Raw genomic sequence first — 23123 nt, forward strand, 5'->3', positions numbered from 1 at the left:
CTCTCAAGGTATATTGTCAAATGAAAAGCCCAAAGCAATAAAAAGTTATATTTTCGCAACAACCTAAAATAATCCAAAAACGCCCCAAAAGAAGCAATTCCTGGAGCGCTTTTACGTGTTATCGAGAAGGAACCAAATGAATATCAAAGACGCTATCTTGAGACTATTCAAGAACTTAGCTCACCCCACAGGCATTTTCGGCACCCTCGTTGCCATAGCCATACCCTTCCTTATTTACCTCGCCCCGAACATCAATCACAGGGAAACCATCCGAAAGATGGATTTGAACTGGCCGCTCCCTCTTTTTGCGATTCAGTTCATCCTCGGGATTATCCTTTTCTGCTTTTTGAGCAAGGATTTTAGGGAATGGTTCAAGGGAATCCTCCCCACAAAGTCCGTAAGCATCATGACGCTCGTATTTGCGGTCGCTATTTCCATTTTTGCAGGCACGCAAATTGAAGCCCGCCACCGCGTCCAAAGTGACGAAAGCGTGTTCATGTCAGTTGCCCAGAACATGTACTACAACCACGAATCCGGCACCTGCAACCAGGGCGAATTTGACAACGGCTCCCTCAAATGCAAGGCCACATCAAATAGTTTCAAGACCAAGGGACTATCCTTTCTTTACCGCCTCGGCATGCCGCTGTTCGGAACCGATCTCCGCTGGATTTTCACGGCCGAATTCGTGATGCTCCCGCTTTCGTTCCTGCTCATGTTCCTTGCAATCGTCGCCTGGACCCGACAACCCCTCCTTGCCTTCCTGGCCTCGCTACTCATGGCACTCCAACCGACGGTACTTTTCCAGTTCCGCGCTATGTCCGTTGAACCGCTCTATATTTTTCTCTCTGCTTTAGCTCTGTTTGTGTTTAAGTGGGCATACGACAGGAACACAGTCATGCACTGGACACTCCTCGCCCTCATCCTAGCCTTCTTCGCCCAGACCCGCCAAGAAACAATCTTCTGCGTCTTTGCATTTGTCCTCTTTGCGCTTCCGAGACTTCTCGACAAGAAAGACGAAAAAGCTCCTGTCTTCTTCGTGACGCTCTCACTCTTCTCCGTGCCAGCACTCCTCACGATTAGCTACTTCCAAGGGTTCGGTTTCCAGGGCGGCGAATTTGAAGCCCACGGACACTTCTTCGAAGACCTCGCCAAGAACTGGGAAGTAATGACAGCAAAGCTTGACAAGAACGGCAATCTCACAAATCCGTTCCTCAGCTACTTTAACTATTTGTTCGCCATCGGCGGCATATACCTTCTCTTCCGCGCCATCAATGATGCAAGAAAGAGCGATTTCACATACCTCAAGATTCTCGGGTTCCTGCTCCTGTACCACGTCCAGACGTATGTGATCCTTGAAAACGTCTCCGGCGATTTCAGCATCGAAATCAACCAGCGCTATAGCCTCGTGATGTTGCCATCCATGGCATTTGTGGCAGCCCTCCCGATTACACACATGATCCAGTATTTCACCACCCCGACGGGCAACAAAGACCTAAACGGCAAGGGTGCTATTCTCGGCGTATTGATTGTGGCACTCGCCTTTACAGGCTGGACATTCCACTACAAGAAGAATTTCAATGACAATATCATGTACAACCGCAACCACCTGACCATCGAAGAACACGAAATTCTCAAATGGCTCAAGGAACAGCCGCAAGCGGACCGATTCTTTATTTACGGTCGTCCTTGGCACTTTGTGGGTTACGGTATGTCATCCCTCCATTACGACAACGCTCGCAAAATGTCAAACAGCGAAATGAAGGACTTGATAGACAAGTACAAGGGCGAAGTCTATTACATCCGCGGACTGGACTGCTGGGATAGCCACACTTACCACAAGAAAGCCGTAGAACACCGCATCGCCACGACCTGCGACGTATTTGAACGCGAGATGGATTTGACGGGCGTCAAGAACATCTTGATTACGAACAACTACTGGGTCCAGATAGCGAAGTTCAACGGCCGCAAAAACTACAATCCCGAAAAGATTATCGCCATAAACGAACTGGAAGTCGCCCCCGCCGATTCTATCGCCACAAAGCCCGCCATGCTCAAAGTTCATTACGAGCTCAAGGAACAGGGACAGGCCGCTGCCAAATGGAAGTTCGCACTCCTAATCAACGACAAAATAATCGAACAAGGCGATTACAAGTTCGGTTCTTACGATCAGGAAGTGGACCTCGCAAGTTTGCAGCCTGGATTCAACCAAGTGAGATTCCTGGTGCAAGATTTGGCAACAAAGAGCAAGCTTGCCGATGTTTCCAAGTTCTACTTTGAAAAGGGAAACGGCGCTATAGCCCTCACGGACTACCCCATCGAAAGCCACAATCAGGAATGGGGCAACATGCGCAAGAATAAAAGCATTGAAGGGAACAAGCTCAGCGTTAACGGCCAAAGCTTTATAAGCGGCATTGGTATGCACGCCTCTTCAACAACAGTTTTCGATGTCGGACAAAAGTTTACTACGGTCAGGTTCTCCGTTGGCCTTGACGACGAATCGCTTTGCAGCGATGGTGTTGCGGTAGAAGTTATCGGCGACGGCAAATCGCTTGCAAAAACACCGTTCTTTAGGAATGGCGAATTGCACAAAGTCGAGGCTAATGTCGCAGGCATCCAGAAGCTCACGATTAGATCGTTCCCCAAAGAAGGCATCAACTGCAGCCACGTAGACATCATCAACCCGGTACTTATACCATAGCGGCTTCGCCATTCAGACGAAAGAACGCCCGCTACAACGGGCTACAGACGAAAGACGAAAGAAAAAAGCTAGTAACTAGTAACGACAAACTAGTAACTAGCAAACCAAAATTGCTATAATTGCACTATGCTTTTATCCGTAATTATACCTGTTTTTAATGAAGAAGAGATCGTTGCCGAAACCTACCGCGTCTTGGAGGAAGAGCTCAAGGATATCGAACACGAACTCATTTTCGTAAATGACGGTTCCAAGGACCGCACCCGAGAAATCGTGGAAGGCCTCCTCCCCGGGAACCCGAACAACAAAATCATCAACTTTAGCCGTAACTTCGGCCACCAGGCCGCCTTCAGCGCAGGCCTCGACCACGCCCAGGGCGCAGCCGTCGTCATTATTGACGGCGACTTGCAGGACCCGCCGAGCCTCATCCACGAGATGCTCAAAAAGTGGCGCGAAGGTTACCAGGTCGTTTACGCCCAGCGCAACAAGCGCAAGGGCGAGACGCTCTTCAAGCGCTTTACGGCATTCTGCTTCTACCGCATCATCGGCAAGCTCACGAGCATCGATATTCCGCCTGACACTGGCGACTTCAGACTCATGGACCGCTGCGTGGTGGACCAGCTCAAGAACCTCCCGGAACGCAGCCGCTTCTTACGCGGGCTCGTGTGCTGGGTCGGCTTCAAGAAGATTGGCGTCAAGTATGACCGCGCCGAACGCACCGCAGGTACTTCGAAGTATCCGCTCAAGAAGATGTTGCGCCTCGCGTTCGACGGCATCACAGGCTTCAGCTCGGCTCCGCTCAAGATCAGTTTCTACATGGGCTTCATCGCAACAATCGTTGGTTTTGCACTCCTCGTTTGGTCGATTCTCGAAAAGTTCCTCTCTCCTGCAACAACGGTTCCGGGCTGGGCATCTCTCATGACCGCTATCGTGTTCTTCGCAGGCGTGCAGCTTTTGACCATCGGCATTCTCGGCGAATACATCGGCCGAATCTACGACGAAGTCAAGCAGCGCCCGCTGTACATCGAAGACAAAAAGTAGACGAAAGAACGCCCGCTATAGCGGGCTACAGACGACAAACGAGAGGATTGTTAGTCTTTGGTTATTAGTTATATTTGGCGCATATAGAGCCTAGTTAAAGCTAATGGCTATTGACTAACAACTATTGACCATTGACTAAAAAATGAAAAACAAGCTTTTCGTTATGAGTGCCGCCAGTGGCGCAGGCAAGACCACCCTCAAGGATCTTGTCATCAAGGATTTCCCGGACATCAAGTATTCCATTTCGGCTACAACGCGCAAGCCGCGCGAAGGCGAAATTGACGGAGTCCACTACTTCTTCAAGACCAAGGAAGAATTCGAGCAGATGATCAAGGACGACGCTCTGGTCGAATACAACCTGGTTCACGGCAACTACTACGGAACGCCCAAGAGCTTTGTCGAGAAGACTCTCGCCGAAGGAAACCGAGTGCTGTTTGACCTTGACGTTTTCGGCAAGGTGAACTTTGACAAGGTCTACCCGGACGCCACCGGCATTTTCATTTTGCCGCCAAGCGACGAAGAACTCGAACGCCGCCTCCGTGGCCGTGGCACCGATAGCGAAGAAGTCATCCAGCTCCGCCTTGCAAACGCGAAGAAAGAAATCGAATTTGCTAAGACCAAGGGCAAGTACGAATACACCATCGTGAACGATGATCTTCAGAAAGCTGCTGACGAACTCCGCGCTATTTTGAGCCAGAAGTAAATCGCACCCCAAGCTACAAGTGCAGAAAGCCGCGAGATTCGCGCGCACAACCTTTGAAATTCCCGCCCCATCGGTTATCGTGAGGTGGGAATTTTTGTGTAAGGTGTTATAAATTAATAATACACTCTTTTTGCACCGTATTAAATCATTTATTTTGCAAATTCAGTAAAACAAAAAACTATTATTTTATCAATAAAAACGCAAAATCAGAAATGAAAAGATACGAGCTTGATACAATCGGTCAAATCTACGGGGCAATCATCTCCAAAACGTGGAGTCCCACGTTCAGAATGCAGGCGACGCTGCACGAGACAATTACCCCAGAGTTGCTACAGCAAGCAGCTGATGACCTCAGAATCCGATTTCCCTACATATTCGTGGCGTTAAGGAAAGGCTCGTGTTCATACTACCTTGAGGAAAACGACGAGCCACTAAAAATCAAGCATGATAGCGAAGGCATCCTCGCCTATTACGGAATGGATAAGGCAGCCCATCATTGTTTTCGCATTCTCTACGGTGAAAAGCATATCGCCCTTGAGGTCCTACACACGCTAACTGACGGACATGGTGCAAGAATCATCTTGCTCACGCTTGTACACCGCTATCTGGAACTGAAACACGATTTACCAGAAGTTCCTGCAAACATTCAACACGACTTAGTCTATTCGCTTAAAGACAGGCCCTCGGATGAAGAAACAGGAAACGCCTATGCAAAAAACGCAGGCAAGAATCCCGTTGATTTGAAAGAGCCCAAACCATATAGATTGCAAGGCACCCTTCTGCCAAGCGATCAAAAGATTATCACGATAGGCACAATCAACTCGGAGCCACTTATTGCCCAAGCGCATCACTATGGCGCAACGGTCACTACATTTCTTGCAACCATTATGGCCGAAGTGGTAAATGACTTGCAAAACAAAACACCGAATCAAAAAAAGCAACCGATTGCCATCGGCATTCCCGTCAACGTCAGGGAAATTCTTGCAAGCAAGACCATGCGTAACTACACCGCACAAAAGAACCTCACTCTTCGCCCCGAGCAGTTGGACTTCAGTCTAGAACAAAAATGCAATCTAATGGGGCTGCAACTGAAAGATTTCAGGCAAGACAAGGATTTGGTGCGGAACTTGACCGCCGCCTATGTAGCTCCATTGGAAAATCCTCTGGCAAAATATACGCCATGCGTTATTAAGAACCGACTTATCAGCTACCTCTACACAAAAGAAGCCGATGCCGTCATGAGTACCCAAATTTCAAATCTTGGCGACACAGATCTTCCAGAAGAAATGCGCCCCTTCATAGATAGTGTCTATTTTATTTTAGGAAAAGAAAAGGCCCTTCCCAATACGTGCAGCGCTATCAGCTGTAACGGGAAAACGAACATCAGCTTTACCCGATACATTCAAGAATCCACCTTCGAAGACGAATTTTTCCGCCGACTCCGGAAGCTTGGACTGAACGTTGAAATACAAGACCCATCTAAATAAGCTATATTCAAATGACTATTTAGGGATGAGTTATGTGCTGCAAAGAAACAGTATTCTTTTTTACTGCTTTAGCTTTATTTTTTTGCTTAGACGCTTGCGAAAACGCAAATTCTAAAAACTTTGTAGCCAAGGAATCTTCTTTCGACGAAGAAAATTCCGCTGAAGTTTTTGATAGCACGCACACCCAAACATATGACTCGATGATAGAAGTTTATCATCCGGAGCTGTTATTCTTTATCGGCACCGACAAGGCTTCGGCAAAAGCAAGCGAAAAGCCGCAGATGGGCGCAAAGCTTAACTACAAATTTTACATGGATGTCCATGAATTCACTTGCGGCGACTACAAAAAATTGAACAAGGAATTTGACCGACTAAAACCAGACTGCGCCAACGACAGCTTGCCACTCACCGACATTACCTATTTTGATGCCGTCCTAATCGCAAACGCCAAGAGCAAGGTTTCGGGGTTGGACACAGTTTACACTTACACCAACGCAAGTTTTGATGAAGAAAACCATTGTACCGATATTGAAGGACTCGTAACGCATTTAGAGACTGAAGGTTTCAGACTCCCCACCGAAGCGGAATGGATTCTGTCGGCTCAGCTAAGCTGGGATCACAAAAACAGCTGGAATAACAGCAATTCCGATTACAAAGTCCATCCCATTTGCAGCAAAGGTTTTGATGGTGCCGGTTTCTGCGATTTTTCGGGCAACGTCACTGAATGGACCAACGACTGGCTCGGAATTTTGAAGGACACTACCATCACCAACTTTACAGGTTCAACGGACGGTGGCGAACTCGGAGAGCGCATTATCAAAGGCGGAAACTACAATTCCGATAAAGCAAACAGCAACCTGTACAGTCGCGGTGACGTTTATTCTGTAACATCTTCGACCATGGCCAAGTACGTGGGATTCCGCCTCGCCTTGGGAGTCATTCCCAAACCAGCATGGTTCACAAGCAGCGGGCAGATCAGCGAAAGTAAAATTGAGCCCATCGCAAGTACCGCAACGCTCAAGAGCTATACCGGTTCATACAACATGAAGCTCGCCTTCCGCAACGACTTAACCGACAACCTAGCCTTCATTGACTACAACAACGGCAACCTAAAAGTTTCAGAAATTCACGACACACTAAACGTCTACCATCCTGAAATTTCGCCCAACGGAAAATTTGTCGCATTCTGTACCAAGCCCGAAGGCATTCTGGGAGAGTCTAAATTATACGTCCGGGAACTTTCAGAAGAATCCTCGACACCCATAGAACTCCAAGTTAAAAGCGCCGCCATCCCTCGTTGGAGAATTCTCGAAAACGGAGACACGACAATCGTCTACGTAACCGACGCAGGCAACAATTCAGACGAAACATCATGGCTAACGCAAAGTACATGGCAAGTCACTTTTGCAAACGGCAAGTTCGGTACGCCACAAAAACTTTTCGACGGCACCTTCCATGGAGGAATCGCCAAAGACAACAGCCTAGCCGTCACGGGAGCAAGGCGCCTCCGCGTACATCATGGGCAAATCAACGACATTTGGTACTCTCAGGAACAAGCATGCAACGTAAGCCTAGCCCAAGACGGCTCAAAACGCACCGCATTCTTGGACTTTGGTGGAAAAACGGGCCAAGATTTTGTCGGTTCACACTATGCAACCCACGAACGCATTCTCATCGCTGATAGTACAGGCAAACTCATCCAATCTATTGCGGCCCCAAACGGCTACACGTTCGACCATACCGAATGGGTTTCAAGTACTTCAAACTTGGTCGCCACATTGACTAACGCCAACGGTTCCCACAAGAAAATCGTCCTCGTAAGCACAGCAGACAGCACACTTATTGACTTGGCCGAAGGAGAAGAACTGTGGCACCCGAGCTTATGGGTTCAACCTAAAAAGATTATTCCGAAGCCAAAATCCAGTTCAAGTTCATTCGCACAAAGCTCTAGTTCCAATGCCCCTGCGCAAAGTTCTAGCTCCAGCGTTCTCGCAGAAAGCTCCAGTTCTAGCACACCCACGCTAAATTCTAGTTCCAGCATTTATCCGCAAAGTTCCAGTTCTAGCGAAACTCAGCAAAGCTCAAGCGAGACTGCGCAAAGTTCTAGCGAAATTGCGCAAAGTTCTAGTTCCGAAAAGCAAGCCCCAAGTTCAAACTCCGAACAAATAAATTCTAGCAGTTCCTCCCTGCTAGCAGAATCATCTTGTTCCAAAGTCACTTCAAGTTCTAGCGAAGTGTCCCTTCAATCTAGTTCCAGCATCGCATCAAGCTCTAGCGAATCTTCCAGTTCCAGTGTCCCTTATCAAATTGATTTCGAACTAGACACCGATAGCGCAGGCATTTATTACAAGGCCGGGCAAGCCCAGGTCTTCGCCGAAGCCCGTTACAAAATGGAACTCCTTTGGCAATACAAAGACAAGGCCGACGTCGTCATCATCGGTTCATCTAGAGCACTACATGGCGTAGCCCCGATGGAACTCAGCGAACAATTTTTTGGAGTCAACCTCGCCTTTATCGGGAACACCCTCAGCGGCTCCGAATTTTTATACGACAATTACATCATTCCACACATGTCCAAAGTCAAGTACATCGTATCCTCCATAGACATTGACCGCGGATTCAACACATTTAGCAGTAGCTTCTTCAATGGACGCGCCAAAACCTGTCCAGGATTCGTCTACGACAAAGATCACAATTACTGGAAAGACGGCTACCCCGAAGGACTTGCAGAACTCACATACGATTCACCAGGAATGTCAAGCTACGCAAACAAATACCGCCACACACGTGGTCTAGATTCTATCCCAGAAGCATCAGTCTGGGAAGACATGCCTCAAGTTGATTCGGACAGCAATTTGTATAGAATGTCCCCTGGTTCATACCGCACAAACTTTAACAGCTTAAAGAAAATGGTCGAAACAGCACACGAAAAAGGCTTTTACTTTATCGGAGTCGTCTTCCCGCAGAACCCGAATTACAAGAAAACGGGCGCATTTGGCCGTTACGGCATCCCCCGCAGCGAAGCACCCATACTGCTCCAAGAAATTGCAGAACTCTCTAAAACATACCCTAATTTTATATTATTCGACGAAAATAAAATGGGCGATCATGACTATACCGGCGATATGGCATACGACCGTGACCACCTCGCTTATCCGGGTGCCATCCACTTTACAGCGCGTCTAGATTCCCTCTTAAAAGAACTACCCGCATTAAAGTAATATGAAAATATTTTACCACCTCCCCGGACTGTTTGAATTTTACGAGCTGTACAAAGCGTTCTTGCCACTTTGGCGTGAACACCGGGATTGGTTTTACGACTGGTGCGAAATTGGCTCCATTTACGGAGCGCCAAGCGATTGCATTTGGGGCGGTGGGCGCGTTGGCTTTGGCGAAGCAGAGCCGCGAAAAGTCGCGAATCTTATGCAAGAATATGGAATTTCTGCAAGGCTCACATTTAGCAATTCATTGATTCGCGAAGAACATCTAGCAGACACTCAATGCAATAAGCTGTGCAAAATGTTTGAACGCTATTGCTCCGGCGAGATGCGCGCGGTTCAAAACGGAATCATCATTCATTCCGACCTGTTGCTGAATTACATCAAAACACAATACCCCGGCTTTTATTTCGTATCCTCGACCACGAAAGTCATCACCAATTTCGAGCAGTTCAAAGCAGAGCTAAATCGCAAAGAATTCCGCTATGTCGTTCCCGATTTCAGGCTCAACAAGCAATTCGACAAATTGACAGCGCTCACAGACGCGCAAAAGCAAAAAGTCGAATTTTTATGCAATGAATGTTGTTGGTTCGGCTGCTACGACCGCAAAAAATGCTACGAGAACGTAAGCCAAAAAAGCCTTGGTGAAAACAGCGAAGACCATGTCTGCGTCTCGCCCACAGCCAAAAGGGGTTACCGTTTTTCCGATGCGATGAAGAATCCCGGCTTCATCGGAATCGAGGACATTCAGAACATCTACGCCCCCGCAGGATTCCGACACTTTAAAATCGAAGGCCGTAGCCTCGGTAGCGCTCTCATTTTGGAATTTTTGCTTTATTACATGACCAAACCCGAGCATCAGCTTAAAGTCCGCGAAGAAATTTACCTGGACAGCACATTAGATTTGTTTTAAACAGACAACTAATGGAATGAATTTATGGAACCGACAGACGCATTATTCATGATAATTGTAAATATTGTACTTTTTATCATTTTTGCAATAATTCCTTTACTATTAGGCATTTTCGCCAACATTTCGACCAAGCATCCCAGGACAATGTTCATTGCAGGGCAAACCGTATCAATTCTACTCACAATTATCACTGTCATCTCACTTTCGATATCCGTAATATACGCAATCAACGAGCAGGATTCTACACAGCGACCCTATATTTTTGCATGGTGTATTTGCTGGCTACTCATAGCTATTTTTCCTTTATCCACATTTGACCTCACCACAAGCCAAAAAACAAAAAAGCAAAAGACCTGTTATCTCACCATTTCATTTATTACGTTTTTCCTAATTCTGTCAGGATCTGAATTTCTATACAATCGAGCGTTTGGATACGTTTTTCAAACGGAACGGTTTGAACTATCCATAAACGATTTTTACTCGAACCATCCTGAAGCCGATAAAAATAGCGACATCAATATATTCGCATCTATACAAAACGGAGAAGATGAGTTCACAGCGAATATATCCGTATATAAAGATTCTATAACTCTAAAAGCAACAGAACTCCGTTATATAAGCAGTGAAATTATAAGCAGCGAAAAATCGCAAAAAGATTCTTGTTATCGCAACGACTTGCCGCGTGACTTAGTTCAAGACATTATTGAAGAAATCACCTATTATCAACCGGAAATTGAATACACCTGGGTAGGAGACCTATGTTTCCATCCATTCGCATTTGTTGAACTTGCCAATAATAAAAACGCAACAACGATAATATTGAAACTTCCAGACATTGATGAATATCATCCCAACGCCCAGCGTTTAGCAAAAAAATTTGCGAGTCTTGTAAACGATTTAAAAATCAACCCGACAAAAGGTTGCTCCAATTAATTTCAAACATCAAAAAAAATCATGCAAAAATGAAACCCGCAAAGAGATTTTTCATGACCATCTTGATTATCATAGCCTCCCTCATTTTACTTTTAGTGATTTGGTTCAACATTCCCTATTCACCCGTCAAGACGCAGTTCCGCAATGATGTTGAGGCAAGGTTGCAAAGTTCCGCAGCACTCGCCGGAACGCTAGATTCCGCAAGTATCGCAAGCCTCCCTCCCCTCATTCAAAAATATCTCGAAACAAGCGGTTACATCGGCAAAGAAAGACGCACGCACTTGACCATGGAATACAAAGATGTCGATTTCGGAATGGGCGTAAACAAGCCGCGACTCAAAATCGATTACACGCATGTTGACTTCGCCGATTCTCCGAACAGGCTCGCCTTTATCGACAGCAAAATGTTCGGCATCCCGTTCCAAGGCTACGATTACTACAAGAACGGCAAAGGCGGCATGAAGGGCGTCCTTGCGAAGCTCGTTACGCTATTCGACCAAACCGGCCCTGCAATGGACAAGGCTTGCCTCATCACCTATCTCGCCGAAGCATTTTTTTTGCCAGAAGCACTCCTGAAAGATTTCATCACATTCAAGCAAATTGATGACCACACCGTCGAAGCCTCAATTACAAACAAAGGCGTAACTGCAACCGGTATATTCCACTTCAACGACGCTTACGAAATGACCTCGTTTACAACAAATGACCGTGGTCAAATTTCACCCGACGGAACCATCGAATACACACCGTGGGAAGCGCAATGCGAAAACTACAAAACCTATTCCGATGGCATCAAGCGCCCCACAATTTTCCGCGCTGTATGGAAAAACAAAGACGGCGACTTCGTCTATTTTGACGGAAAAATTAGCAAAGTGAACGGAGCTGAGGTAAAGTAGAATGATCCATAAATTAGCAACAGTTTTTTCAATATTGTTATTGATTTATAGTGGAGTTAAAACAGCTTCTTATAAAAATGTTTCTGGGATATTTTTTAACTTTTATGGAAGTTCTGCAGTAGTATATGGTTTCGGGCTTATCATACTATCTAGTGTTTGGCTTATTTGCTGGCATACAAACGCCTTTAAATTTACAAGTGACAAAAATTGGCCTTATTTGCTATTTTGCAATTACTTAGTTGCAATTATTGTAAAAATCATTATGTAGTTTTTTAGCGATTTTTAGGAAATAATATTTCTATTTTATCCTCCATGACACTTCTTTTAGGCATTCTTTTCTTAGCACTTTTCATAAGCGCGATTGTCCGCGGTAAGTTCACGTACGGTCAAGCCGATTACGATTTTCATGAACATCCGATTCAATTCGTGATCGTACTCATCTTTATTCTCGGCGTTTCTGCACTTTGTTTTTACCGATTTATCGTAGAACTATAAATAAGACTTTTTAAAGAGTTTGTTATATTAATGACATCTGTAGACAACAGAACAAAAGGGACTTTATGAGCGAAGAAAAAATTACTTCCGGTTGCAATGCTGAAGACGTTAAAGCCATCACGAAGAGATGCGCAGAATCATGGATGAAGCGAATCCGCAATTTTGCAGGATTCCTTGGGATGATCCTCCCGTGGATTGCGCTCGCCGGAGCAGCCATCATTGCCAAAGTTCAGCCCGCAAAAATTTCCGACGATTTTTGGACAACACTCTCCATCTCGGCTACATATTACTTGACCCCAGCACTTGCAGGCATTTTGACAACGGCCGCAGTCGTTCTGATTTGCTACAAGGGCTACGACTGGCGCGATGAACTTGTCGCAACAGCCTCAGGCATCTTCGGCTTGATGATTGTCATTTTCCCTTGTGACTGTTCCGCTGCAGACGGCAAGATCGTTGGATTTTTCCAATTGCCTATAGCCGTTTCTAACATCATCCACTTAACATCGGCAGTTATCTTCTTTATACTTTTGGCCATCAACAGCCTATTCCTTTTCACTCTTGGCGAAAGCGACACCAAGCAAAAAAGAATCCGCAACATCATTTACAGAGTCTGCGGCATCGGCATGTTCTGCACTTTGTTCCTGCTTGTTTTACCGATTCAATTTCCTGCAAAGATTTTTATCGTTGAAGCTATTGCACTCACGTTCTTCGGCGTAAGCTGGCTTGTGAAAGGTCAAATTTTCGGTCTACTCAAAGACAAATAAGAGCTAGAACGCAAAAGCTAGAGCTGCTCCGCCCTGAGGGGTCGGAGCAATTTTTATTTGCAGGCTAGTATCGTAGCCAATACTCTTGTTATAAATTTCAACAGCTGCAGTGGTATGCGTTCCAGAAATTCCACCAAGCACTATCGCAAAAAGAGCTACAGCACCACCACCAATCGTAAGTGGCTTACCCCAACTTCCTTCTTTACTCCAATAAGCGATACCAACACCTAAAGCAGCTCCACCAACAGCAGAAAGAACCAAGGCTTTTGAATAAAGGCTTTTTCCCACACGCAACTCAGCGGCAGCCTCTGGATTTGTACTCACGATTGCTTCCATTTCGCTCTCACTCAATTTTCGGTAACCCGCATACCAATGGCCTAAGCTCCATTCAATTTTTTCTTTCACAGGCGCAGAGTTCACAGGCTCTTCTACAGTACGGACCGGTTCTTCCTTAACAACAGGCGTAGAACCCTTAGGCGGATACTTATCCCAGACACTTTGAGCAAAAGACATATTGGCAAAAACAAGCAACACAGCAAAAAGGAACAAGCGCATATTTCCTCCCAAATTACAAAAGACGTTTATTCAAATATAGAACAAATTTTATTCTAGCTCTACTTTAATTTCCACGCCTGCCACCCAAGCCTTGGGCGCATTCAGAATCGGAGCAAGCACCTTACGCACAGCCGCAAGGTTTTGCGTTTTAATGTAGAGCTTTACCCAAAACACGTTCTGCACTTTCGGTACAAACGCATCAACAGGTCCAAGGACTGTCATCGAAGATTCCTTGCGCAAAATACTTTCAAGGCGGTTCACCGTGTCGCGAAGCAAGTTCTCATCGCGCGAGCCACAACTGATTTCAACAAGCTTGCAAAACGGCGGATAAAAAGCCATCTGACGATTCGAAGATTCAGTTTCGGCAAAGCCATCAAAGTCATGGCGAATGGCATACTGCATCACAGGTTCTGTCGGGTTGAGCGTCTGGATAAACACGCGGCCACCGCTACCTGCGCGCCCCGCACGTCCCGCCGTTTGGCTCAATAGCTGATACAAGCGTTCCGTTGAACGAAAATCAGGAATGCCAAGTCCCGAATCAGCACCGACAATTCCCACAAGCTTCACGCCTGGGAAATCGTGGCCTTTCGCGACCATCTGCGTTCCAAGCAAAATATTGTATTCTCGATTCCTGAACGATGTCAAGATTTTTTCGACAGCGCCCACGTTCTGCGTTGTATCGCGATCCATGCGGATTACTTTCGCATCCGCCACCCATTCATGAATTTCTTCTTCGAGCTTTTCAATGGCGCCTCCGACAAATTCATACGTTTCAGCACCGCATGTCGGGCATGGCGTATCGACCGGATAAAGCGCAGCACAGTAATGGCACATCAACGCATTGTACTGTTTATGGTACACGAGCGGGATATGGCAATGTTTGCAGTAAAGCGTTTCACCACATTTAGTACAAACTCTAATCTTAGAGTAACCGCGACGATTCATGAGGATAATCGCCTGGTCGCCACCCGCAATGCAATCCGAAAGCGCTTCGCGCAATGCAGGAGACATGAGCACGCCTTTTTGCTGGCGCACCTTGCCCATATCAATCACTTTCACTTCGGGGAGCGGAGCCGCGGTCGCACGGTTCTTGAGCGTCAACAGTTTGAGGTTCCCCGCCTTTGCATTGCGGAACGTTTCAAGACAAGGCGTTGCAGAACCAAGCACCACAAGAGCTCCGTACTTTTGCGCCAAGTGGAAAGCCAAGTCACGCGTATGGTAACGCGGAGCCGGGTCCTGCTGCTTAAACGAAGAATCATGCTCTTCGTCCAAAATAACAACATCAAAATCAAACGGCGAAAGAATGGCACTGCGCGTCCCAAGCACCACTTTCGCAGAACCATCGAGCACAGCCAAATAGCCTGCACGCTTTTGCGGAGCCGAAAGTGCCGAATGCAATACTACAACAGGTACTTTTAAATAATCTTCAAAACGCGATGCCGTCTGCGGAGTAAGCCCAATTTCTGGCACGAGAATGAGCACACGCTTATTGCGCTTAAGCGCTTCGCGCACCAATTCCTGATAAACTCTCGTTTTGCCACTGCCGGTCACACCATGCAGGAGCGTTCCACGAAAACCATCCTTATCCAAATCTTCAACAAGACTGGCAAGTGCAGTCTCTTGTTCGCCTGTCAAGGGGGGCAGGTCCGAACAAACCTCCATTTCGGGTCCATTCGAGGGAGCCTCGCCCCGAGGTTCAGATTTTTCAGCCAGCAAGGCATCGAGGAACTTGTCAAAATCAGCGGGCCAAAACACGTTCAGAGTGCGCATGGGCGAGCTTATATAATACTTAGACACCCACTCTAGCGATTCCATATAACGTTCAGAGAATACATACCCTGACTCATGCGGGCACGCATACCGGACATCGAACGACGGTTTCTCGCTATGGACACGGCTCACCAAGGCAAGCGTAGGCTTACGGCGGGCAAGTTGAACCCAGACAACACTTCCCCGCTGAATATCCGCTCCTTCCGGCACCCCGTAAGTAAAAACCGATGGGGACAACGGGATGTAAACCTCGCAAAAACGCGACAGAAGCGCCGAATTACAGCGTTCCTTGACCATTTCCGGAGCAGACGTTTTGGGAATTCTTTTTGCCACGCGGCAAAGATAGTATTGTTACAAGCTTAAATGGGCATAAATTCGCACTGTTTTTCCTGACTATAATATTTTTTTAGTTAGATTATGCTATACGGAGCTGAGGAAGCCCCGCCTACCTATTGGAGATATTATGAGCATTTTTGACGCATTTAAACCGAAATGGCAAAATTCCAACCCCGCAAAGCGTAAGGAAGCAATTGCAGACTTGGATGAACTCACTAGTCAAGATATTGTCGAACGAGTGGCCCTTTCTGATGATAATGTCGAAGTGCGAATGGCTGCAGTTAAGAAACTTGCAATTATTAAGACACTTCAGGATATTTCGACAAAAGACAGCGATGCCGGCGTACGCCGTTTGGCAGAATCGAGAGCTTTCGAAGAAATCGTCAAAAAGCTGAAAAACTTTAACGAATCCGCTCTGAATAGCGAAGTCCTCGGTTACATCGAAGCCATCAAGGACACGCGCTATACTGAAGATGTCCTCAAGGCAACAGACAACGTAAATCTGAAGAGAGAACTTGTCAAGCAGTGCAGCAAGCAGTCCCTGCTCGCCCAGATCGCTACCCGCGACTCTAGCGAAGAAATTGCACTGCAAGCCGCAGACCGCGTAACGTCAGAATCGTTACAGGCCGACCTCATCAAGAACTCCAAGCACACGTCCGTCCGCAAGAAGATTTCGGATAAAGTTCGTGCAAAGAAAGAAGCCGAAGACAACGGCAGAAAGGCAGCCGAACTCTTGCAGAGCAAGCGCGAAGCCCTTATCAAGCAGGCTCACTTCCTCGCCGCCCAGAAGGACGCTTTCGCCACCAAGCCGCAGTTTGAAGACTTAATGAACGAAGCGAACGCACTTGGCATGGGCGAATCTGCCGCAACGCTCAATGAAATTTACGAAAGCTTCAACAAGTTCTACGACGAAGCAAACGCCGCAAAGAAGGCCGCAGAAAATGCCGAAGCCGAAAAGCAGGCAAAGATTGCACGCCTCACGGAATCGCTCGCTGAACTCGAAGGATTGCTCGAAGCAGGCACGACCGAAGAAAACGCTGACCGCGTAAACGCCATCATCCAGGAATGGAACGAAGGCAAGTCCCTTATGGATGCAGCCTTGATCAAGCGCTTCAACAACGCCTACTTCAAGTCTCAAGAAGCAAAGAAGATTGAAATTCCGACCGCAGAATCTGAAAACGCAAGCGAAGAAGAAATTGCCATCCGCAAGAGCCTTCTCGAACGTCTCCAGGCACTCTCCGAAACGGAAATCGATGAAAACACGGGCAAGCATCTGCATGCCATCGTCCGCGAATGGGAAAAGCTCGCACTCCTCGAAGGCGACGATCCGATTCTCCAGGCATACAATGCTCTCCGCACCAAGCTGAGCGAACTCATCAGCGCATTCAACGAAAAGACCCAGAAGGTCATCGAAGAAAATTCCAAGAAGCTCCGCGGTCTCATCGAACGTATCCAGAACATCGACGAGAACCAGGAATTCCGCGAAATCCACAAGATTCTCCGCGACACTTATCAGGAATGGAAGGAAATCGTTGGCGATCAGAAGTTCAAGTACCACGATCTCTGGCAGGAATACAAGATTGCCACCTCCCGTTTCCAGGAAATGCAACAGTGGGAAAACTGGCACAACGAAAAGGACCGCGACACCATCATCGAAGAAATGGACGCGCTCTCCAAGGAAACTCCGAGCCAGGCCGTGCTTGCCAAGTTCCGCGAACTCTGCGGCAAGTGGCGTGAAATCGGCCCGATTTCTGCAGCCAAGTTCCAGGACTACCGCGACCGCTTCCAGGCTCTCGTAGACAAGGTCAAGGAAAACTGCGCACCGTTCATCGAAGAACAGAACGCCGAACGCCAAAAGAACCTCGTCGACAAGGAAGCCCTCTGCCAGAAGGTCGAAGAACTCGTTGCAAACGCTGAAATTTTCTGGAAGGACAAGTTCAAGGCCGTGCAGGAAATCCAGGAAAACTGGAAGAACATTGGCATGGTCCCGAAGGAAGCTTTTGCAGCCCTCAACAAGCGCTTCAAGGACGCCGTAAACGCCTTCTATGCCCAACATAAGGAAAATGTGAAGCACGAAGACGAAAGCCGCGAAGCTAACTACGAAAAGAAGGTTGCCCTCTGCATCGAAGCCGAAGCCATCAAGGATTCGACAGACTGGAACGCCACCTCCACCAAGCTCAAGCAGTTGCAGGACGCATGGAAGGCAACAGGCCCAGTGCCGAAGAGCAAGTCCGACGAAATTTGGACACGCTTCCGCACCGCTTGCGATTCCTTCTTCGAAAAGAAGCGCAACCACTTTGAAGAAATGGACGCCGCCAAGCAGAAGAACCTTGAACAGAAGCAGGCCCTCTGCGAAAAGCTCGAAGCTCTCGACATCGCCAATATCACTCCGGAAGTCATCGAAGCTTACAAGGCCATTGATGCTGAATGGAAGACGATTGGCATGGTCCCGAAGGACGCTGTCGAATCCATCAACGAACGCTTCAACGCAATCGTCAATAAGATTGTCGCCAAGATGGCTGAATCTGACCCGGAACTCCAGGCCAAGATTGCTGACATCAAGAAGAAAAAGCAAGAAATGATCGAAAAGGTCCGCCAGTTCGCCGAAAGCGCAGGCTCCAACCAGCTCGCCGATGCCGTTCGCGACATCCAGAAGGAATGGGTCACGCTCGGTTCTTGCGGTAACGACGATGATGAACTCCGCAAGGCATTCCGCGATGTCTGCGATGACTTCTTCACCCGCCGCCGCGACCAGCTCGACATTCAGGAACAGGCTCGCCAGAACAACCTCCAAAAGAAGATTCTCCTCTGCGAACAGGCCGAAGACTTGCTCACTGACTTGAACGAATCTACAGTCGTGGCATCGATGAACAAGGTCAAGCATTTCCGCCGCTTGTGGAAGGAAGTCGGTGCAGTTCCTCGTGAACACTCCGAAAAGATCTGGAAGCGCTTCAATTCCGCTTGCGACCAGGTGTTTGCCTTCGGCCGCAAGGACGAAAAGAAGGAAGAAGCTCCGGCAGCAACAACCGAAGCTTAAGCGAAAAACATATAAGCAAAAAAGAGGATGGCAGAAAAGCCATCCTTTTTCTATTTTTGGGTCATGAAATTTCCGCCATGGACAAGTGTAAGCGAAGCAGCCCGCCTCCTCAAGGAAGGCGAAGTCGTCGCCATCCCGACAGAAACGGTTTACGGGCTCGCCGGTAACGCTTTCGAGCCCAAAGCTCTCGCCAAGATTTTCGCAGCTAAAGAACGCCCGACGTTCGACCCGCTGATTGTCCATATCGCAGACATTGCTCAACTCACCGACATCGCCAAGGACATCCCCGATAGCGCCTACAGACTCGCCGAAGCTTATTGGCCGGGCCCGATGACGATTATCCTTCCCAAGAAGGATTGCATCCCCGACCTTTGCACAAGCGCCCTCCCCTCCGTGGCCGTGCGCTTCCCGAGCCATCCGATTGCACAGGCAATCATCAAGGAATCCGGACTCCCGCTTGCCGCTCCAAGTGCAAACCTCTTTAAGCACGTGAGCCCCACGACCGCTGAACACGTTGCCGCCCAGCTCGCCGACCGCATCGCGGGAATCGTCGATGGCGGGCCGTGCTCCGTTGGCGTCGAAAGTTCCATCATCTCGCTCGTCGGTGAACCGACCGTGATGCGTCCAGGCGCCATCACGCCAGAGATGTTCAAGGCCATTCTCGGTGAAGTGAAAATCAAGGAATCTACATCCAAGCCGGGCCAGCCAATGCTCGCCCCCGGCCAATGCGACACGCATTACCGCCCGCAAGTCCCGCTTTACTACGGTGAAGTTCCAGCAGGCTACGCGCTCCCCGAGCATACCGTTCGCATAGCATTCGGTACACAGCAAGGCCCTGTTCCTGCAACTGTAAATTTGTCAGCAACAGGCGACATGGTCGAAGCGACCTCCAAGCTTTACGCATTCATGCACGACCTTGACGACCCCAAGTTCGATTTGATTCTCGTGGACCCCATCCCGAACACAGGCGTTGGCATGGCGCTCAACGACCGCTTGAAACGCGCAAGCATTAAGTCATTATAGCCATGAGGTCGGCACTTCGTGCCTCTGGGCTATGGGGTATGAGGTTATTGTAATCGGAAAAGCTCAAATCGGAAACAGCGGGTAGTGTTCCTTAGTATAGGCACGCGTGAAAGCGTTGAAATGCCACCATTCACTAGAGAGCATCACCCACCCCGCACGCTTCATAATATTGCGCAACAAATTGCGGTTATCAATTTGCTGTTGAGTAAGGCGCCCGGACTTTAAAGCATCGGCCTCGCCCACAAATCCCGCACAACGCTCAAACGAATCAAAGTCAGCCCCCATGTCTAGCAAATTGCCAGTGCTATCGGCAATGCCTAAATCAAGCGCAAGCCCGTAATTGTGGAGCCCGCCCGTCTTGCCCGACGAAACGAAATGACTGTAAGGCGTCCCCGCCACAGATTGTTTCAGAACCGATTGCGCATACATCGGACGCGCCGCATCAAAGATTACAAGCGAATATCCCGGTAATTCCTTGGCGATAATCGAGAGCGCACGTTTGAGCTTTGGCAAACCGTCTTTATGGATAAATGCACGCTGGATACCGCAATACATGTCGTGACCGGTCACGTTGTTAAACGTGGCATAGCGCAGGTCCATGCGGAGCCCGCGCATATACGTAATTTCGACCAAATTAGAATCGTGACTGGCGTAATCCACCCATTGCTTTGCCGAAGAGCAATAACGCAAAGGCTTTGCAGGCTTCGGCGGCACAAACAAGCTATCCGTCTCATGCGCAAACGAAAAAAACGTTGACACTATAAAAATTACAACAAAAAAGAAACGTGCCAAAGATGACCTCGTTTCACTAACCTTGACAATTTTTTTCTTTCGTCTTTCGTCTTTCGTCTCTCGTCTAATTAAATTCCCAATTGCACTTCTACGCCAAACTGGAAGTAGAGTCCCATGCCCTTTGCTATAAACGGCACGAGGTCATAGCCATTCGCGGTATTCTTGTCGTTATCGCGAGCGACCCAAGAACGTTCTCGTCCGTTTTCCGAACCGAGGAACTTGAGAGCAGCCACATCAAGCTTCGAGAAGATGTTATCGAGTTCAAGGTAGAATCTTGCATTTCTAAAGAATCCCTTCGTCTTCGTCAAATCGAGATTCACACGAACATCTGTTCTGTACAAATCCGTAAATTCATTGTAGTCCTTAAGCTCTCGAGTTCCGCCCTTGCCATTCGATGCAGGCTTAATCGCATAGTAGTAAAGCGGTCTATGCCATGCCGCATGGTGCGTCAAAATCACCGAGACAATCGAGTCCTTTCGCGGATAATATCTAAAGTGAGAAACGATATCAAAGCGAGAGTTTGCTTCCCACGGCAAAGACTTTCCATTTTCAAGTTCGTATTCACCGTACACAGAACTTGCATTCATCGCCATCGAGAAGTGGTGCGACGTTTTCCATTCAAGCGAGCCCGAGGCACCAGAAACCCAAGCGTAATCAACCGGAGTCACATCATTGTAATTGGCAAAAGCCTTCGGCAACGGGAGGAGCGGATCAAAGTAGAAACGTCCAAAGCCCGAGAACTGTGCCACCAAGTATTTGGAACGGTAGCCAAAGCCAAGCTTAAGCGATGTTCCCGATTCCAAACGTCCGGTCAAATCGCCATCGTCAAAGTAATGCTTCCAGTCTGCACGATAGGCAGCATTACCAAAGAGTCTCCAATAAGCCGAGTCCGTTTTGGACAAATTGCGTTCCATATCGAAGGAGGCCGTCGGCAAAGCCTTATGGTCCATAGCATCAGCCACAGCACCCACAGAAAGCATGTGCTCCGAATAATTATCCTTCCAGTCAAGCGTTACAGCGCCAGACAAAACGCCCGTCTGGTAATCGCTGCTTTCTTCGCCACCAGTAACCGGGAAACTGCGTTCAACCAAATGATGTTCATAAAGAACGGCACCACGCAAACCCGCACCAAAGATATCAGCATGGAAATCCTTGTCTGCACCGGCACTGAGCGTCGTATGCGTTTGGCTATAACCGTCAATAAATGTTCTTGCAGATTCATCCGAGAGCTTTCCCGAACGGAATCCGGTCGTATCACGCAACGTATCGCTCAAGCTTTCGCGAACAAGTCCTGCATGGAAGCTAGCCCCAAACTTCGAAGCGTACTCAGCGCCAATAACCAAATAGCTTTGGCTACCATCAATAATATCAATTGAATTGATAGCACCGTAAGTGGACGAAGTATCTTGGCTAATCGTATATTCGTCGGAACTGTACAAGGCACGCAAAGCCCAAGTCTTGTTACCAAGCGAATCAGAGCCGTTCAACTGGGCATAAATATCAAATGCCGAAAGGTCAAACGGGTCCGAAGACTTCACCTTGCAGTCGCCAGAGCAATCGTCACCTCGCTTGCGGAATTCCGTAAAGAACTTTTCGCCAAGGTTCTTGAGCATATCGCCATCAAGGCGGCGGAACGCAAAGCGGAAGCTATCCCAGATAAAGAACGGAGCATCAAGCACAACTTCCTGGAGCGTAAGACCGGCAGAGCCTCTCAGCCCCCACTCGCCCTTCGTCTGTTCCGGAATGTATTGGATAGATGTCGCCAAGCCCTGACCAACAGGTCCCTGTCCATAATGGTCATGCACTTCAATCCCGCTCAACGTATGCGGATTGATGATAGACAAGTTGCCCGGGAAACCCACGTCCAGGTGGCGCATGTTCGGGATGCGGAGGCGGCCCAAATGATAGGCAACATCGCTTGCACGAGATCCATCGTAATAAAGGGCGCTACTAAAATCCTTCTGTCCAGAAACACCAGGCATCTGGCTCAAGTGTTCCGTCAAGTCAAAACGCATGCCCGCTGCATCTTCGAGCTTTTCGAGTTTCACTGTACGTTCAACTTCCCACTTGATCGGTTCGCCATCGCCAATAATCGTGCTTGCACCGAGATTCGTGACATTCGTGCTGAGCGTAATCACCATGTCCAGGAGGTCAGCATAATCCTGCAAATCCACAAAGACGCTATCGAAGCCCTCTTTCTTGAACACGAGCGATGCATTCTTGGAATCCACCGTGAGTTCAAAACGACCTCGGGAATCCGTCTCCCCGATTCGCTTGCCAGACTGATACGTAATAGCCACATCCTTGACTGGCAAATCCGATTCTGCTTCAAGGACGACACCGATAACCGTTGTAGGCGAAGCCGCAAAGACCCCAACCACAATAAACAGGACAAAACTGAAAAATAAGCGGAAATTCATACTTTCAAAATAGATATTTTATGCAAGAAAAATTCATGTGGTTCC

Annotated in this window: 16 protein-coding genes; 12 read left to right on the forward strand and 4 right to left on the reverse strand. The window is 48.0% G+C overall.

Going from position 1 to position 23123, the window contains the following annotated elements; genetic code table 11:
• The first annotated feature begins 136 nt into the window (after positions 1-136).
• The 10 genes from FSU_RS03885 to FSU_RS03930 all read left to right on the forward strand — a co-directional run bounded on the left by FSU_RS03885 (position 137) and on the right by FSU_RS03930 (position 13145).
• Positions 137-2698 carry an NPCBM/NEW2 domain-containing protein gene (locus FSU_RS03885; protein ID WP_012820243.1) on the forward strand — a complete coding sequence of 854 codons (2562 nt, stop codon included), beginning with the start codon at positions 137-139 and terminating at the stop codon, positions 2696-2698.
• A gap of 126 nt (positions 2699-2824) precedes the next feature.
• Complete coding sequence (locus FSU_RS03890) at positions 2825-3736, forward strand: glycosyltransferase family 2 protein (protein WP_012820244.1); 912 nt, start codon at positions 2825-2827, stop codon at positions 3734-3736.
• Positions 3737-3878: 142 nt separating this feature from the next.
• Complete coding sequence (gene gmk / locus FSU_RS03895; protein ID WP_012820245.1) at positions 3879-4439, forward strand: guanylate kinase; 561 nt, start codon at positions 3879-3881, stop codon at positions 4437-4439.
• 212 nt (positions 4440-4651) lie between these two features.
• On the forward strand, positions 4652-5926 hold the full coding sequence (locus FSU_RS03900) for a hypothetical protein (RefSeq protein ID WP_012820246.1): 1275 nt from the start codon (positions 4652-4654) through the stop codon (positions 5924-5926).
• 32 nt (positions 5927-5958) lie between these two features.
• Positions 5959-9147: a TIGR02171 family lipoprotein gene (locus FSU_RS03905; RefSeq protein ID WP_012820247.1), complete on the forward strand. Its 3189-nt coding sequence runs from the start codon at positions 5959-5961 to the stop codon at positions 9145-9147.
• A gap of 1 nt (position 9148) precedes the next feature.
• Positions 9149-10057 carry a hypothetical protein gene (locus tag FSU_RS03910; RefSeq protein ID WP_012820248.1) on the forward strand — a complete coding sequence of 303 codons (909 nt, stop codon included), beginning with the start codon at positions 9149-9151 and terminating at the stop codon, positions 10055-10057.
• A gap of 24 nt (positions 10058-10081) precedes the next feature.
• Positions 10082-10990, forward strand: coding sequence for a hypothetical protein (locus FSU_RS03915; protein ID WP_012820249.1), 909 nt, complete (start codon positions 10082-10084; stop codon positions 10988-10990).
• A 53-nt stretch (positions 10991-11043) separates the two neighbouring features.
• The gene (locus FSU_RS03920; protein WP_012820250.1) at positions 11044-11886 is read left to right on the forward strand and encodes a DUF6544 family protein; all 843 of its coding nucleotides are present in this window, start codon (positions 11044-11046) and stop codon (positions 11884-11886) included.
• Between the two features lie 312 nt (positions 11887-12198).
• Positions 12199-12381 carry a hypothetical protein gene (locus FSU_RS03925; RefSeq protein ID WP_012820252.1) on the forward strand — a complete coding sequence of 61 codons (183 nt, stop codon included), beginning with the start codon at positions 12199-12201 and terminating at the stop codon, positions 12379-12381.
• A gap of 65 nt (positions 12382-12446) precedes the next feature.
• Complete coding sequence (locus tag FSU_RS03930) at positions 12447-13145, forward strand: hypothetical protein (protein WP_012820253.1); 699 nt, start codon at positions 12447-12449, stop codon at positions 13143-13145.
• 3 nt (positions 13146-13148) lie between these two features.
• On the opposite strand, the gene FSU_RS03935 is transcribed toward FSU_RS03930, so the two are convergent.
• Together FSU_RS03935 and priA are read right to left on the reverse strand one after the other, a co-directional pair.
• Complete coding sequence (locus FSU_RS03935; protein WP_012820254.1) at positions 13149-13700, reverse strand: hypothetical protein; 552 nt, start codon at positions 13698-13700, stop codon at positions 13149-13151.
• Positions 13701-13748: 48 nt separating this feature from the next.
• On the reverse strand, positions 13749-15803 hold the full coding sequence (gene priA, locus FSU_RS03940) for a replication restart helicase PriA (protein ID WP_014545327.1): 2055 nt from the start codon (positions 15801-15803) through the stop codon (positions 13749-13751).
• 130 nt (positions 15804-15933) lie between these two features.
• Between priA and FSU_RS03945 the strand changes: the two genes are divergently transcribed.
• Both FSU_RS03945 and FSU_RS03950 read left to right on the forward strand, forming a co-directional pair.
• Positions 15934-18843 carry a DUF349 domain-containing protein gene (locus FSU_RS03945; RefSeq protein WP_012820256.1) on the forward strand — a complete coding sequence of 970 codons (2910 nt, stop codon included), beginning with the start codon at positions 15934-15936 and terminating at the stop codon, positions 18841-18843.
• Positions 18844-18906: 63 nt separating this feature from the next.
• A complete protein-coding gene (locus FSU_RS03950) occupies positions 18907-19866 on the forward strand; it encodes an L-threonylcarbamoyladenylate synthase (protein WP_244263711.1) in 960 nt (319 codons plus the stop codon).
• 63 nt (positions 19867-19929) lie between these two features.
• Here the strand turns inward: FSU_RS03950 and FSU_RS03955 are convergent, their stop codons facing one another.
• Both FSU_RS03955 and FSU_RS03960 read right to left on the reverse strand, forming a co-directional pair.
• Positions 19930-20625, reverse strand: coding sequence for a M15 family metallopeptidase (locus FSU_RS03955; RefSeq protein ID WP_155808681.1), 696 nt, complete (start codon positions 20623-20625; stop codon positions 19930-19932).
• A 101-nt stretch (positions 20626-20726) separates the two neighbouring features.
• Positions 20727-23078: a hypothetical protein gene (locus FSU_RS03960; RefSeq protein ID WP_012820259.1), complete on the reverse strand. Its 2352-nt coding sequence runs from the start codon at positions 23076-23078 to the stop codon at positions 20727-20729.
• Positions 23079-23123 lie beyond the last annotated feature (45 nt).

Source organism: Fibrobacter succinogenes subsp. succinogenes S85 (genome assembly GCF_000146505.1).
Taxonomy (GTDB): domain Bacteria; phylum Fibrobacterota; class Fibrobacteria; order Fibrobacterales; family Fibrobacteraceae; genus Fibrobacter; species Fibrobacter succinogenes.

What these genes read in the sequence shown, in the direction of transcription:
- FSU_RS03935 (WP_012820254.1), bottom strand. Translation starts at nt 13,700, where the DNA reads ATGCGCTTGTTCCTTTTTGCTGTGTTGCTTGTTTTTGCCAATATGTCT.
- gmk (WP_012820245.1), top strand. Translation starts at nt 3,879, where the DNA reads ATGAAAAACAAGCTTTTCGTTATGAGTGCCGCCAGTGGCGCAGGCAAG.
- FSU_RS03905 (WP_012820247.1), top strand. Translation starts at nt 5,959, where the DNA reads ATGTGCTGCAAAGAAACAGTATTCTTTTTTACTGCTTTAGCTTTATTT.
- FSU_RS03950 (WP_244263711.1), top strand. Translation starts at nt 18,907, where the DNA reads ATGAAATTTCCGCCATGGACAAGTGTAAGCGAAGCAGCCCGCCTCCTC.
- FSU_RS03960 (WP_012820259.1), bottom strand. Translation starts at nt 23,078, where the DNA reads ATGAATTTCCGCTTATTTTTCAGTTTTGTCCTGTTTATTGTGGTTGGG.
- FSU_RS03900 (WP_012820246.1), top strand. Translation starts at nt 4,652, where the DNA reads ATGAAAAGATACGAGCTTGATACAATCGGTCAAATCTACGGGGCAATC.
- FSU_RS03915 (WP_012820249.1), top strand. Translation starts at nt 10,082, where the DNA reads ATGGAACCGACAGACGCATTATTCATGATAATTGTAAATATTGTACTT.
- FSU_RS03945 (WP_012820256.1), top strand. Translation starts at nt 15,934, where the DNA reads ATGAGCATTTTTGACGCATTTAAACCGAAATGGCAAAATTCCAACCCC.
- FSU_RS03885 (WP_012820243.1), top strand. Translation starts at nt 137, where the DNA reads ATGAATATCAAAGACGCTATCTTGAGACTATTCAAGAACTTAGCTCAC.
- FSU_RS03925 (WP_012820252.1), top strand. Translation starts at nt 12,199, where the DNA reads ATGACACTTCTTTTAGGCATTCTTTTCTTAGCACTTTTCATAAGCGCG.
- FSU_RS03930 (WP_012820253.1), top strand. Translation starts at nt 12,447, where the DNA reads ATGAGCGAAGAAAAAATTACTTCCGGTTGCAATGCTGAAGACGTTAAA.
- FSU_RS03890 (WP_012820244.1), top strand. Translation starts at nt 2,825, where the DNA reads ATGCTTTTATCCGTAATTATACCTGTTTTTAATGAAGAAGAGATCGTT.
- FSU_RS03910 (WP_012820248.1), top strand. Translation starts at nt 9,149, where the DNA reads ATGAAAATATTTTACCACCTCCCCGGACTGTTTGAATTTTACGAGCTG.
- FSU_RS03920 (WP_012820250.1), top strand. Translation starts at nt 11,044, where the DNA reads ATGACCATCTTGATTATCATAGCCTCCCTCATTTTACTTTTAGTGATT.